Source organism: Peribacillus sp. TE19612, assembly GCF_056279465.1.
In genome coordinates this window covers 153,375-166,893 of the sequence record NZ_JBWCCL010000010.1, presented here as the reverse complement: position 1 = coordinate 166,893, position 13,519 = coordinate 153,375, and the positions used below count along the sequence as shown (strand labels likewise).

Below are 13,519 nucleotides of genomic sequence, written 5' to 3'. Positions count from 1 at the left end.
TGCAATCAGCCGTATCTTCTGCTTAATTGGTATTTCGAAAAAGCTGTTTTTCTAGTATCGATGATGGATAACAATTGTTTGATGATATCCGGAAGAAATTCGTCGAACTTTATTTCCAGGATGACACAATCTGGGTCTAAAGCATCAACCATGATTAATTCGGGATTCAGGAAGTCCGTATCCCGATAGCTCGTTTTCACATTACTGTCAAAGGTGACCCGCACATTTCCATATTCATAGATGAATACCTCCCTTTCATAGTCAACGACGGTTGTCGGCTTGATTTGGAAAAGGGTCATTTGAACATATAAGTCCCTAAGGATATCCCTTGAATCCCCGGACATCCAATGTATATCCCCTGAACGAAGCCGTTCGTATTCTCTAGCAGAAAGCCTGCACCTCTGTTTATAGGTAAGGTTATTCCGCTTACTCTTCTTTTCTAGATTGATGAAATCGGTATCAAGATCATAAAGTCTAGCCCTGAACTTATCCCTGTGATAAAATCCCTCTGTTTTTTGCCGCAGGATTTTATTGTCAAAGTTATCGAAATAGACACTTCGAATTAAATATTTCCCATCCAGCCCATGCGGATCAAGCCTCATGAAGTTTTGCAGGTTTTTTCTTAATAAATGACAATCTGCTTTGGTGATTGCATGTTTGAGTTCCCGCCTTCCCTTTAAACCATTCATTGTTGTTCCTCCTTTTCCTTGATTTTTGACTGCATTCAGCTTATAAACAGAATCTTAATAAAACCTTAACAACATTTTTATATTCAATAGATTAATAGAGAGTAGGCCCCAGTTTTAACCTTTTCTTAATTTTATTGGAATTTACTAGAAGAAAAATGAGCGAATTTACTCATTGAGAATAATTATCATTATCATTAGAATAGGTTACACGATAATGATAATTATTCTCAATTAATTCAATACATGGAGGTTCACTATGATAACGAACACGCTTACAAAAAATGACCAACTACTGGAACAACAAAATACAAGGGAATCAAATGCCCGATCCTATCCTAGAAGATTACCCATGGCGATCGATCAGGCGGAGGGAATTTACCTGACAGACATGGATGGAAAACGATATATTGATTTTCTTGCCGGGGCTGGAACATTAGCACTCGGACACAATCATCCGGCAGTGCTTGAAGCGATGGAAAAAGTTATTAAGGATAAACGTCCTTTACATACATTGGACTTTACGACGCCGATCAAAGAACAATTCGTCGATGAAATTTTTGAATGCCTGCCAGAGGAATTCAGAAAAAATGCAAAAATTCAATTCTGCGGCCCTACTGGCGGAGATGCCATCGAGGCAGCACTTAAACTGGTTAAGACAGCGACAGGCAACAGAAGCATTTTATCTTTCCAGGGAGCTTACCACGGGGCAACGCATGCAACGATGTCAATCAGCGGCAATACAAAACCAAAGGAAAAAATCCAAGGGTTAATGCCAGATGTGCATTTCCTGCCGTATCCCTATCAATATCGCTGTCCCTTCGGAGTAGGGGGAGAAGAAAGCCATAAAATCAGCAGCCAGTATATCGAAAATCTATTGAATGATCCCGAATCAGGATTATTGGCACCTGCAGGGATGATTTTGGAGGCAGTACAAGGCGAGGGAGGTTCCATACCAGCTCCAATTCCATGGCTTAAGGAAATCAGAAGAATAACGAAAGAGAAGGGCATCCCGCTTATTATCGACGAAGTTCAATCAGGTATCGGCCGTACAGGGAAGATGTTTGCGTTTGAACATGCAGGAATCGTTCCGGACGTTCTTGTCCTATCCAAAGCAATAGGCGGAAGTCTTCCATTATCGGTGGTGATTTATAACAAAGAGCTGGACCTATGGTCACCAGGTGCACATATCGGTACGTTCCGCGGAAATCAAATGGCGATGGCCGCAGGAACTGCTACTTTAAAATTCATGAAAGAGACGAATCTTGTGGAGCATGCCGCAAAAATGGGAGAACTCTTAAAGGATATTCTTAAAGATTTGCAAAAAGATATTAAGCAGATCGGCGATGTCAGGGGCCGGGGATTAATGGTCGGAGTAGAAATGATCAATCATGAAGAACCGCAAAATGCGAATGGAAGCCATCCTGCTGATTCGCAACTTGCCAGTGCCATTCAACAGGAATGTTTTCAAAGAGGGTTGATTCTGGAAGTTGGCGGCAGACATGGAAGTGTAGTGAGGTTCTTGCCTCCATTGATCGTAACGGAATCCCAGCTTCGCGAGGCCACTGCAATTTTTGAACAAGCTGTTCGTGCAGCTGTTGCAAGAGGGTGAATGATCAATGATCGAAACGATAAATAAAACGGACTTTGCTTATTCCCGGATGTTCTTGAATAACGAAGAAGGCTTCAATAACTACAGCCAGTCATTGAAAATCATTGAAAAAAAGCTGACCAACTTTTTAATAGGGAATCATTCACCATACTCTGGGAAAAAACCGTATGAAATCGAAGCAAGATTAAGCGGGCTGCCCCCCGCTTCCCTAAAAGGGGAGACACTGGAAGCAGTGGCGGATGAGCTGGCAGAGTTTGTTATTAATGACAGCATCAATGTACACAGCCCTGCTTGTATCGGACATTTGCATTGCCCGACATTAATACCTGCCGTTGCTGCCGAAATGGTTATCGGAACGTTGAATCAATCCATGGATTCATGGGACCAAAGCTCGTCGGCAACCTTCGTTGAAGAGCGTTTAATAGATTGGCTTTGCAGCCAGGTAGGGTTACCGGAACAAGCGGATGGGATTTTCACAAGCGGTGGAACCCAATCTAATTATATGGGTCTGCTATTGGCTAGGGACGCATATTGTAAGAAATTCTGGGGTGTTGACGTTCAACAGCATGGCTTGCCGGTCGAGTCGAGTAAATTGCGGATCTTATGCTCAGAGGCTGCCCACTTTACGGTTCGGAAGTCAGCGGCACAGCTGGGGCTTGGAGAACAGGCTGTAATCACGATCAAAACGGATGCAAATCACCGTTTGTCCATAGACGAATTAAATCATCAATTGCTGCTTTTGGAGAAACAGGGATTACTGCCATTTGCCATCGTTGCAACTTGCGGAACAACGGATTTTGGTTCAATCGATCCATTACATGAGTTGTCCGAAGCTGCAAGGAAGAATGGGATATGGTTGCATGTGGACGCTGCATATGGAGGCGCGATGATTTTAAGTAAGGATTACAGAGACTTAATCAGCGGTATTGAACGGGCCGACTCGATTACGGTTGATTTTCATAAATTATTCTATCAACCCATCAGCTGTGGTGCTTTTCTTGTGTCTGACAGCAACTCATTCCAATATATCCAGCATCACGCAGATTACTTGAATCCACAGGAAGATGAAGCGGAGGGCATGGTTCACTTAGTCAATAAATCGGTTCAAACGACGAGAAGGTTCGACGCACTGAAGCTCTGGATGTCATTGAAGGTCGTTGGACTGGATACCTTTGCCGAAATGATCGATTATACTTGTCACCTTGCACGTGAGGTGGCTGTGAAGATCGATAAAGAGGAAGGATTCACAGTATTGAATAAAGCCCCTGAATTGAATGCGGTTGTATTCCGTTATAATCCCGAAGGAGAAAGCGATCAGTTAGTCAATCTATTAAATAAACAGATTCAGCAGGAATTACTGAAAAGCGGACGGGCATTTTTAGCAAAAACACGTTTTGAAGGACAGGTATATTTAAAAATGACACTATTGAACCCAATGACAAGGCTTGAACACATAGAGGACATTTTAGACGAAATTCGAGTATTAGGTGAAATGTTCAAGATGATGGAGGAATGAAGATGAATGGTAAGCAAATAGCTGAAAGGACGACGATGCAAAGCTTTCTGAATTGCTATTTCCGGGAAACCGGAAATTGCAGGTTAGAAGAAACGAAAAACTGGCCGAATTTGGAGGGGTCCATTCCGGATTCATTAATGGTCAGTAAGCTCACATCCCAAGACATTGCATTGCTTGTTCCGCTTAAATATTGGTCGGAAACGGGGCGTCATATTTTCCACTTCCCGATTTACTATCAAACGGGATCCAAACAAGTACATGAATTAGATTACGTGACAATGGTCTCGATTGTTTCTAAAGAATTATTGAATGAGCAGGGCCGGACGGATAGTGAAGATGAATTGATGCTGCGTGTCATCCTAAGCAGCCAAAATATTCAACGGTATGTCGAAGCCAGGACCGAAGACGCTGGTGCCCTTCAAAGTCCCGATTTCACCTATATCGAAGCAGAACAGTCGCTTTTATTCGGGCACCTGTTCCATCCGACACCGAAAAGCAAGCAAGGCATTTCGGAAAAAGATGAATGGATCTATTCACCCGAATTAAAAGGGCAGTTTAAGCTGCACTACTTCCTGGCAGATCCTTCGATTGTCATCCAGGATTCCAGTGAAGACCGATCGGCAAGTGAGATCATCAAACAGGAATTAGCCGGTGACTTGGAGATATCCAGTGAATTCCGTCGAACGTATTGCCAAGAGGAAAGCCGATATACCATCATCCCGGCACACCCGCTCCAGGCAAAAGCCCTTATCGAAAAAGAAGAGGTCAAGAAGCTAATCGAGCAAGGGACACTAGTTTATGCAGGGCCGCTCGGGAAAAAATTCACGGCCACTTCTTCATTTAGAACAGTATATAGTCCCACATCAAGATATATGTACAAATTTTCCGTTCCGGTTAAAATCACGAATTCCTTACGTGCTAATCTGCAAAAAGAATTAGATCGCGGTGTCGAAATTGCAAAATTAATGGATTCTAAAGTGGGAGACGATCTAAAAGAACGGCACCCCTCCTTCCGTATCATCAAGGATCCTGCTTACTTAACGATCAAAACGACCGAGAAAGAATCGGGATTCGATGTTGATATCCGGGAAAATCCTTTTTATGAAAACGATAAACAAGCAAGCCTGATTGCCGGCTTATGTCAGGATAATGCTTATGGTGCACCATCAAGGCTTGGAGCGATCATCCGCAAATTATCAGCTGAAGAAGACCGCAGTACCGAAGAAGTAAGTGAGGATTGGTTCAAAACCTATCTGTCCATGACATTGAAACCGATGCTTTGGCTATTTGAAGAGTATGGAATCGTTTTGGAAGCCCATCAACAAAATTCCATCATTCAACTTCAAGATGGGTATCCAGCCGCTTTTTATTATCGTGATAATCAAGGGTATTACTATTGTGAGTCCAAAGTGGACAGGCTGCAGAAGATCATGCCAAAACTAAGTGAAAAAAGCTTCACGATTTGTTCTGATGAAGTCGCTGAAGAAAGACTGCAATACTATTTCTTTTTTAATCACTTACTAGGCTTAATCAATAATTTTGGAACAGAAGGATTAGTATCGGAAAACAAACTGTTACAGCTCGTTCAGGAACAACTGGAAACATGCAGCACGGAAAGCGGAGATGAAGGTTTGAATCGAGTTGTTTCAAAATTGCTTCATGCCCGGGAATTAACTTGTAAGGCTAATTTACTGACACGATTCCATGATATGGATGAGCTTGTCGGTTCACTTGAGACACAATCCGTTTACACAACGATTGATAATCCGTTCGCGCAGGGGGTTATGGCCGTCCATGAAAAATAGTTATGAAGAAATGCTTAAGGACTGCAATAAACAGCTTTCATTTGTCAAAGTTGAATTTGAGAGGGATTTGGATACATTGCATGAATGGATGCATGAAGATCATGTGATACCCTACTGGAATTTGAATTTCACAAAAGAAAAATTCGCTGTTCATTTAAAAAAGGCATTGGCTGATACACACCAAACACTCTATTTAGGCTGTCTGGACTCCATTCCCATGAGCTATTGGGAATCGTATTGGGTAAAAGGCGATATCATCGAAGATTATTATGAATCCGAAGAGGGAGATCAAGGCATTCACTTACTCATTGGTGATCCGGATTACCTGGGAAAAGGACTGGCTTTGCCGTTTTTACGGGCAATGGTGAAATTCCAACTACTGACTTCAACCACAAACAAAGTGATGGCTGAACCGGATATCAGGAATGCAAAGATGATTCATTTATTTGAAAAATGCGGGTTTACCCCAATTAAAGAGATAGAACTCCCTGACAAAACAGCATTGCTTATGTCATGCACACGGGGGAATTTCGAGAGGAAGTGGAACTATGGAGAAGCAACAATCTATCTATGACCTGGTAGGGATAGGGATTGGTCCCTTTAATCTTGGACTTGCGGCCCTTTTGGAGAAAACTCCGGAGTTGAATGCCGTCTTTTTTGAGAAAAAGGGGGAATTTAATTGGCATGAAGGGATGCTGCTGGAAGGGACAACGCTGCAAGTGCCGTTCTTTGCCGATCTGGTTAGCATGGCAGATGTGACAAGCCCATATAGCTACCTGAATTATTTACAGCAGCATGATCGGCTTTATCATTTCTACTTCCTTGAAAAATTCTTGATTCCACGAAAAGAATATAACGACTATTGCCGCTGGGCTGCCCATCAACTTGATAGCTGCCGTTTTGGCAAAGCGGTGGAGGCGGTTGAATATATAGGAGATCAAGGTGAACCCTGCTATCAAATCAGTGTAAGGGATGTACAAACACAAAAGATCGAAGTCTATTATAGCCGCCATGTAGTCATGGGAATTGGCAGTTCCCCGACTGTTCCATCGGCCTTTCAGCCCTATATGGGAGAGAGCATCCTGCATTCGGCCGATTATTTACGGAATAAAGAAAACGTCTTAAAGAAAAAATCCGTAACGGTTGTCGGATCTGGACAGAGTGCAGCCGAGGTCTTTCTGGATTTGCTTAATGAGCAGGAGGAATATGGCTACCAGCTAAACTGGTATACAAGATCCAAGGGATTTTTCCCTATGGAATATTCAAAACTCGGGTTGGAATACTTCACTCCAGATTACCTTGATTTCTTTTATCGGCTGCCGCAGGAAAAGAAGGATGAAATCCTGCCGAAACAGGATTTATTGTATAAAGGGATTAGTGCTACCACCATTGCAGCAATTTTTGACAAGATGTATGAGAAATCGATTGGAAATGTCGAACTTGCCATAGAACTTCGGGCCATGACGGAAGTTGCGGCAGTTACACCCGCCGAAAATGGCTGGCAATTGAAATGCCGACAGTGGGTTGAAGATAGCGAATTTGATGTGGACACAGAGGCGATTGTTTTTGGGACGGGATATAAATCAACCCTTCCGGCATTCCTTGAAACGATGGAGGACCATTTAGTCCGCGATGACTTGGGGCGTCTTGCAATAACGAAAGACTATAGGGTAGGAACGGCCATCTCTACACCGAATCACCTATTTATTCAAAATGGCGAGATACATACACATGGTGTGGGTGCTCCGGATCTAGGCCTGGGGGCATTCCGAAACTCGATTATCATCAATCAATTGGCAGGTAAAGAAGTTTATCCATCGAAGCCAAAGGGTGCATTTCAGTCATTCCGTGTAAAAACACCCGTCATGGCTTACTAAGAAAAGGGAAGGGAGAATTATATGCAGTTCATAAATGAAGTGGAACAGGCTGTTTCAGAAAAAAATTGGTCGATAGTAAACCAAAACCTGCTGGCCAAGATGATTTCTGAGTATATGTATGAAGATATGATCCATCCAGCTGTCCTGAACGAAAACGCAGCAGGAAATCTATATGAGTTAAAGATAAATGAGGGGAAATCTTATCGATTTTTAGCGTCGCCCCGTCTTTTTGACAGCTATGAAGTACAGGCCGAGTCGATCCAGGTATGTGAAACGGAAGGTTTTACACAGGCTAAAGATGCTATTCAATTCATTTTGGACATCCAGCCATTAATTGGGATGACTGCAGAAACAACAGGACATTTAATCAAAGAATTCCATCATACGCTGCTTGCGGATCTCCAATTGCTATCCAAACCTGAACAAGATGCGGATGATTTAGTCGAACTGGATTATGCATTACTTGAAGGCGAAATGAGCGGTCACCCTTGGATTGCTTATAACAAGGGAAGAATCGGTTTCGGTTATGATGATTATTTGAAGTTCGCCCCAGAAAACCAGAAGGAAGTTCAGTTATCCTGGATTGCCGTCCATAAAACCAGGGGTGAGTTCAATTCAGTCGAAACTTTATCCTATAAGCAATTGATGGAGAATGAAATGGATGGGGAAACCCAAAAATCATTTGCAAAGACATTGACAGAAAAAGGGCTGAACGCAGAAAACTATTACTACCTCCCAGTTCATGAATGGCAGTGGAAGAATGTAATCATCCAGAACTTTACCGATGACTTGGCTAAAGGGCTGATCGTAGCTTTGGGAAATGGTCCTGATAAATATTTGCCGCAACAATCAATCCGGACATTTGTTAATGTATCGAATAAGGATAAACACCACGTCAAGCTGCCGATGAGCATTTTAAATACGCTAGTATACCGTGGATTGCCAGCTGAACGCACGGTCATTGCCCCAAAAATCACAACGTATATAAAGAATATTTATGAAAATGATTCATTCTTGAAAGAACAATGCAAAGTAGTGCTTCCTGGTGAAGTGGCCAGTTTAAATGTTGATCACCCGTATTATTCCAAGCTAGAGAATGTACCGTATCAATATTTGGAGATGCTGGGGGGGATTTGGAGAGAAAGTATTTACAATTATATGGAAGAAGGAGAAAAGCCCATTACGCTTGCGTCCCTTTTACATGCCGACAGCAAAGGTAAACCATATGTGGAAAGTCTTATTGAAAAATCGGGATTGACTGCAGAAGCTTGGACAGCTCAATTATTTGACGTCATCCTATCACCATTACTGCATTTCATCTATCAATATGGATTGGTCTTCTCGCCGCATGGTCAAAATACCATTTTAGTTTTGAAGGATTACAAACCTCACCGTTTGGCCATCAAGGATTTTGTAGATGATGTAAACGTAAGTGATCAGCCGCTTCCTGAATTAAGCAGCCTTCCTGATGATTTAAGGAAAGTACTAAGAAGTGAGACTCCGGAGGGGCTGGTTCAATTCATTTTCACGGGACTATTCATCTGTCATTTCCGATACTTGTCAACACTTCTGATGAAGAGGTCCCTTTTGGATGAGAATGTTTTTTGGGAAGGCGTCGCTCGAACAATCCTTACACATCAGAAAAAATTCCCTATGTTACAGGATCGTTTCGATACGTTCAATTTTTTTGCGCCAAAATTAACAAAGCTCTGCCTGAATAGAAATCGGATGCTTCAATATGGGTATAGCGATGGTGAAGACCGTCCGCATGCATCTGAGTTTGGGCATGTGAATAATGCCCTTTATGAAAAGTTACCTGCAAAAACGCTATAAAGTTAAACTGGCTCAGACTTTTGGGCCAGTTTTCTTATGGTTTTTACAAGTTGGCCGTTGATTTCCGCTCCAGGCACTCGCTTTCCGCGGGCGGTCTGCCCTCGTCTTCGCTTGCGGGTTCTCCCTTGGACACGCCTTTCCCAAAGGAGTCTCGTACACCCGCTCCAATAAACTTAGTTTTAACGGTTAGGTAGAGCCTCCCGTTGTCTACAGTCCTTTATGTTTTAAAGTAGACTGGATTTTGAGGTAATGTGGGTGTTAAACCTATAAATGGGAAAATCAAAGAGACGAAATGTACGCATAAAAAACGGATTGTGTTATCCTCTTTGGGCCAAATTCACTAAAAATTATCTTTGAGATAGGGCTTGCCGTTCATTTAAATTGGTGATAAGCTATGTGTAAACGGTTACACAAAAGCGTAGAGGGTGATATTTTGGCAACTATTCGGGATGTGGCAAAGGAAGCTGGAGTTTCTGTGGCAACGGTTTCCAGAGTTATGAATGGCAGTGGTTATGCACATGAGGACACAAAAAAGGTGGTCATGGCAGCTGTTGAAAAATTGAATTATAAACCGAATGAAGTGGCAAGATCCCTCTACAATCGTAAATCCAAATTGGTTGGTTTGATTTTGCCGGACATTACGAATCCCTTCTTCCCAGAAATGGCAAGAGGTGTCGAGGATTATCTGCAGCAGTTTGGTTATCGGTTGATTTTTGGAAATAGTGATGAAAAGCGAGATAAAGAAATAGAATATATTGACACTTTCCTGCAAAACAATGTAGTGGGCATGATTGCTTCAACTAGTGAAGAAGCAAATGAGAATTTCGATAATCTGGATATTCCAGTTGTCCTTCTCGACCGTACAGCAGAGAAATTACCAGCTGTTTATTCCGATCAAAGGACAGGCGGTAAGCTGGCAGCACGCGTATTGCTGGATAGAGGCAGTACGAATATCGTCCTCATTAGGGGGCCAGTGGAAATAAAGCCTGTATATGAACGGTATATGGCAGCATTGGAAGAATTGAAACAAGCAAAAGTGAACGTGCAAGTCATGGATTCATCCCTGACTCTTCAGGGCGGCCAAACATGCGTCAAGCAGCTTTTCGAGCAATATCCGGAAACGGATGGAATCATTGCTTGTAATGATATTGTTGCAGCCGCAGCACTTCAAGAGATTTTAAAACGGGGAATACGGATACCGGAAGACATACAATTGATCGGCTATGATGATATCTCCTTCACAGCGTTATTGCACCCACCGTTATCGACCATTCGGCAGCCAGCCTATGAGATGGGGGCACATGCGGCGGAAATGCTAATTAAAAGGATCAATCAAGAAAAAATGGAAGTAACACATAAAAAGCTCCCTGTTTCTTTTGTGGAGAGACAAACAACGAGAAGGAAGGCGGAGAAGACATGATTAGAATTGCAGTAGTGGGAAGCTCATCAATGGACTTAGTGGTGACATCAGCTAAACGGCCAATGGCGGGGGAAACGGTTTTAGGAGAGTCCTTTATCACGGTTCCTGGAGGAAAGGGAGCCAATCAGGCTGTTGCAGCGGCACGTCTTGGTGCAGAAGTGTCAATGGTTGGATGTGTGGGAGATGATGTCTATGGAGAGATCATCTTAGAAAATCTGAAAAAGAATCATGTAAACACGCAGTATGTGGAACCGGTTACAGGTTCTGCTTCCGGGACAGCACACATTACCCTTTCGGAAGGTGATAACAGCATTATAGTCGTAAAAGGTGCAAATGATTTCATTACTCCTGAATATGTAGAAAAGGCGAAAAAGGTGATAGAGGAATCGGATATCGTGATGGTTCAGCAGGAAATACCTGAGGAAACTGTGGAGTATCTGGCTGACTTGTGCAACATGCTTCAAAAGAGATTACTATTGAATCCAGCTCCCGCCCGCAAGCTAAGCGAGGCTGTCATTCAACAGGCATCATTCCTTACTCCGAATGAACATGAATTCGAGATACTATTCGATGGGAGAGATAGAACGGAAGTCTTGACTGAGTATCCAAATAAATTATTCATTACCGAAGGAAAAAATGGCGTCCGTTACTTTGATGGACATGAAGAAAAGATTGTTCCAAGCTTTGAAGTGGAAGCGGTGGATACAACAGGTGCAGGGGATACATTCAATGCTGCCTTTGCGGTGGCTGTTGCAGAAGGAAAAAGTTTTGGCGAAAGTTTGTTGTTCGCGAACCGGGCAGCTTCCATTTCCGTGACGAAATTAGGCGCTCAAGGCGGCATGCCGCAAAGGGTAGAGGTCGAGAGGGGCTTTGAAGCATGAAACGTCAAGGAATCATCAATAGTTCAATAGCCAAGGTCCTGGTTGACCTTGGTCATACCGATTATATTGTCGTAGGTGATGCCGGGCTGCCGGTGCCGCCCGGAGTTTGCAAGATAGATTTGGCATTGACGCCTGGGACGCCATCATTTCAAGATGTCGTCCGGACGGTTCACGAAGATATGGTTGTTGAAAAAGTTATCGCTGCCACAGAAGTGAAGGTTAAAAACCCGGAACAGCATCAATACATGGAGCAGCAATTCGGAGCAGCGATTGAATATGTTTCCCATGAGGATTTTAAAAGGCTGACAAGAAACGCGAAAGCCATTATCCGGACCGGGGAGACGACGCCATATTCAAATTGCATATTGCAGTCTGGAGTATTCTTTTAAAGAAATGAGATGATGAGCATGCAAATCGAAATGCACAATATTTATAAAGCATTTGGTCAAAACAAGGTATTGGGAGGTGTTCATTTTTCTTTAGAGGCTGGGGAAGTGCATGCACTAATGGGGGAAAATGGAGCGGGGAAATCAACTTTGATGAACATTTTGACCGGGCTGCATAAACAAGATCAAGGAACGATCGAGATTAACGGTAAAGAAACCTCCTTCAAGGATTCAAAGGAAGCCGAAGAGGCGGGAATGGCCTTTATCCGTCAGGAATTGAATATTTGGCCCGAAATGACCGTGCTGGAGAATCTATTTATCGGCAGGGAAATGGTGAATGCCTTCGGTGTCCTGAAGACGAAACAAATGAAAGCGCGTGCAAAGGAGATTTTTAAAACACTTAATATTTCCCTTCCTTTTGATAAGGAAGCCGGATTCTGTTCTGTCGGTGAACAGCAAATGATTGAAATTGCCAAGGCGCTCATGACGGATGCCGAAGTCATCATCATGGACGAACCAACGGCCGCTTTGACTGATAGGGAAATAGAGAAGCTCTTTGAAGTGATGAGGGGGCTTACCAAAAAGGGTGTATCGCTTGTTTATATTTCTCACCGAATGGAAGAAATATTCGCCATTTGTGACAGGATCACCGTAATGCGTGACGGAAAGACAGTCGATACGAAAAGAATTGCAGAAACAAATTTCGATGAAGTCGTTCAGAAAATGGTAGGGCGGGAGCTGGAGGACCGTTTTCCTCATCGTGAAGCGAATCCTGGCGACATAGTCCTTGATGTGAAAGGTTTAACCAGAAAGGGGCTTTTTGAAGATATCCATTTCGCGGTTCGGCAAGGTGAGATTGTCGGTGTAGCCGGATTGATGGGAGCAGGCAGAACGGAAATAATGCGCGCCCTTTTTGGTGTCGACCAAATAGACAGCGGTGAAATCACCATTGAAGGCAAGAAAGTTTCCATACGAAAACCAACGGATGCAGTTCGACACGGCCTGGCTTTCATTACGGAAAATCGTAAAGAAGAGGGATTGATCCTCGACTTTTCTGTAAGGGAAAATATCGGCTTGCCGAATCTCAAGAGTTTTGCTCCTAGCGGTATCGTGAAAACGGAAGATGAGATGAACTTTGCCGAAATGATGATTAAGCGCCTTCACGTGAAGACATCTTCTGCTGAAACGGTCATCGGCAACCTATCCGGAGGAAATCAACAGAAGGTGGTAATCGCCAAATGGATCGGCACCTCCCCTAAAGTTTTAATTATGGATGAACCGACCCGGGGCATAGATGTTGGTGCAAAACGTGAAATTTACGAATTGATGAATGAATTGACGGAGCGAGGCATCGCCATCATCATGGTTTCCTCGGAACTTCCGGAAATCATTGGAATGAGCGATAGAATCCTTGTGGTTCACGAAGGTGGGATTGCTGGGGAATTGTTAAAGCAGGAAGCGACGCAAGAAAAAATTATGGCATTGGCGACAGGAGGGAACTAG

General features: G+C 43.2%; 11 protein-coding genes. 10 read left to right on the top strand and 1 reads right to left on the bottom strand.

From position 1 onward, the window contains the following. Positions 1-5: 5 nt before the first annotated feature. Positions 6-689, bottom strand: a complete 684-nt coding sequence (locus ACZ9AO_RS18510) for a polyphosphate polymerase domain-containing protein (protein ID WP_476109768.1) — start codon at positions 687-689, stop codon at positions 6-8. A gap of 256 nt (positions 690-945) precedes the next feature. Between ACZ9AO_RS18510 and ACZ9AO_RS18505 the strand changes: the two genes are divergently transcribed. From ACZ9AO_RS18505 to ACZ9AO_RS18460, 10 genes are all read left to right on the top strand, one after another. Then, positions 946-2,298, top strand: coding sequence for an aspartate aminotransferase family protein (locus ACZ9AO_RS18505; protein WP_251541739.1), 1,353 nt, complete (start codon positions 946-948; stop codon positions 2,296-2,298). 7 nt (positions 2,299-2,305) lie between these two features. Beyond that, complete coding sequence (locus tag ACZ9AO_RS18500; RefSeq protein WP_476109766.1) at positions 2,306-3,814, top strand: pyridoxal phosphate-dependent decarboxylase family protein; 1,509 nt, start codon at positions 2,306-2,308, stop codon at positions 3,812-3,814. Between the two features lie 2 nt (positions 3,815-3,816). Continuing rightward, entirely contained in the window at positions 3,817-5,619 is a 1,803-nt protein-coding gene (locus tag ACZ9AO_RS18495; protein ID WP_476109764.1) for an IucA/IucC family protein, read from the top strand. After that, the gene (locus tag ACZ9AO_RS18490; RefSeq protein WP_048685635.1) at positions 5,609-6,193 is read left to right on the top strand and encodes a GNAT family N-acetyltransferase; all 585 of its coding nucleotides are present in this window, start codon (positions 5,609-5,611) and stop codon (positions 6,191-6,193) included. Before ACZ9AO_RS18495 ends, ACZ9AO_RS18490 begins: the two co-directional genes overlap by 11 nt. Continuing rightward, complete coding sequence (locus ACZ9AO_RS18485) at positions 6,168-7,496, top strand: lysine N(6)-hydroxylase/L-ornithine N(5)-oxygenase family protein (protein WP_251541734.1); 1,329 nt, start codon at positions 6,168-6,170, stop codon at positions 7,494-7,496. The genes ACZ9AO_RS18490 and ACZ9AO_RS18485 overlap by 26 nt, the downstream gene beginning before the upstream one ends. Before the next feature lie 21 nt (positions 7,497-7,517). Beyond that, entirely contained in the window at positions 7,518-9,329 is a 1,812-nt protein-coding gene (locus tag ACZ9AO_RS18480) for an IucA/IucC family protein (RefSeq protein WP_476109761.1), read from the top strand. Positions 9,330-9,762: 433 nt separating this feature from the next. After that, a complete protein-coding gene (locus tag ACZ9AO_RS18475; RefSeq protein WP_048685640.1) occupies positions 9,763-10,749 on the top strand; it encodes a LacI family DNA-binding transcriptional regulator in 987 nt (328 codons plus the stop codon). Next, on the top strand, positions 10,746-11,630 hold the full coding sequence (gene rbsK, locus ACZ9AO_RS18470; protein WP_063595563.1) for a ribokinase: 885 nt from the start codon (positions 10,746-10,748) through the stop codon (positions 11,628-11,630). Before ACZ9AO_RS18475 ends, rbsK begins: the two co-directional genes overlap by 4 nt. Beyond that, positions 11,627-12,019, top strand: coding sequence for a D-ribose pyranase (gene rbsD / locus ACZ9AO_RS18465; protein ID WP_251541728.1), 393 nt, complete (start codon positions 11,627-11,629; stop codon positions 12,017-12,019). Before rbsK ends, rbsD begins: the two co-directional genes overlap by 4 nt. Positions 12,020-12,037: 18 nt before the next feature. After that, positions 12,038-13,519 (top strand): sugar ABC transporter ATP-binding protein, encoded by a 1,482-nt coding sequence (locus ACZ9AO_RS18460; RefSeq protein WP_476109759.1) that lies wholly within the window; start codon positions 12,038-12,040, stop codon positions 13,517-13,519.

Coding starts and splice junctions, on each gene's coding strand:
- ACZ9AO_RS18510 (WP_476109768.1), bottom strand. CDS start 689: ATGAATGGTTTAAAGGGAAGGCGGGAACTCAAACATGCAATCACCAAA.
- ACZ9AO_RS18505 (WP_251541739.1), top strand. CDS start 946: ATGATAACGAACACGCTTACAAAAAATGACCAACTACTGGAACAACAA.
- ACZ9AO_RS18500 (WP_476109766.1), top strand. CDS start 2,306: ATGATCGAAACGATAAATAAAACGGACTTTGCTTATTCCCGGATGTTC.
- ACZ9AO_RS18495 (WP_476109764.1), top strand. CDS start 3,817: ATGAATGGTAAGCAAATAGCTGAAAGGACGACGATGCAAAGCTTTCTG.
- ACZ9AO_RS18490 (WP_048685635.1), top strand. CDS start 5,609: ATGAAAAATAGTTATGAAGAAATGCTTAAGGACTGCAATAAACAGCTT.
- ACZ9AO_RS18485 (WP_251541734.1), top strand. CDS start 6,168: ATGGAGAAGCAACAATCTATCTATGACCTGGTAGGGATAGGGATTGGT.
- ACZ9AO_RS18480 (WP_476109761.1), top strand. CDS start 7,518: ATGCAGTTCATAAATGAAGTGGAACAGGCTGTTTCAGAAAAAAATTGG.
- rbsK (WP_063595563.1), top strand. CDS start 10,746: ATGATTAGAATTGCAGTAGTGGGAAGCTCATCAATGGACTTAGTGGTG.
- rbsD (WP_251541728.1), top strand. CDS start 11,627: ATGAAACGTCAAGGAATCATCAATAGTTCAATAGCCAAGGTCCTGGTT.
- ACZ9AO_RS18460 (WP_476109759.1), top strand. CDS start 12,038: ATGCAAATCGAAATGCACAATATTTATAAAGCATTTGGTCAAAACAAG.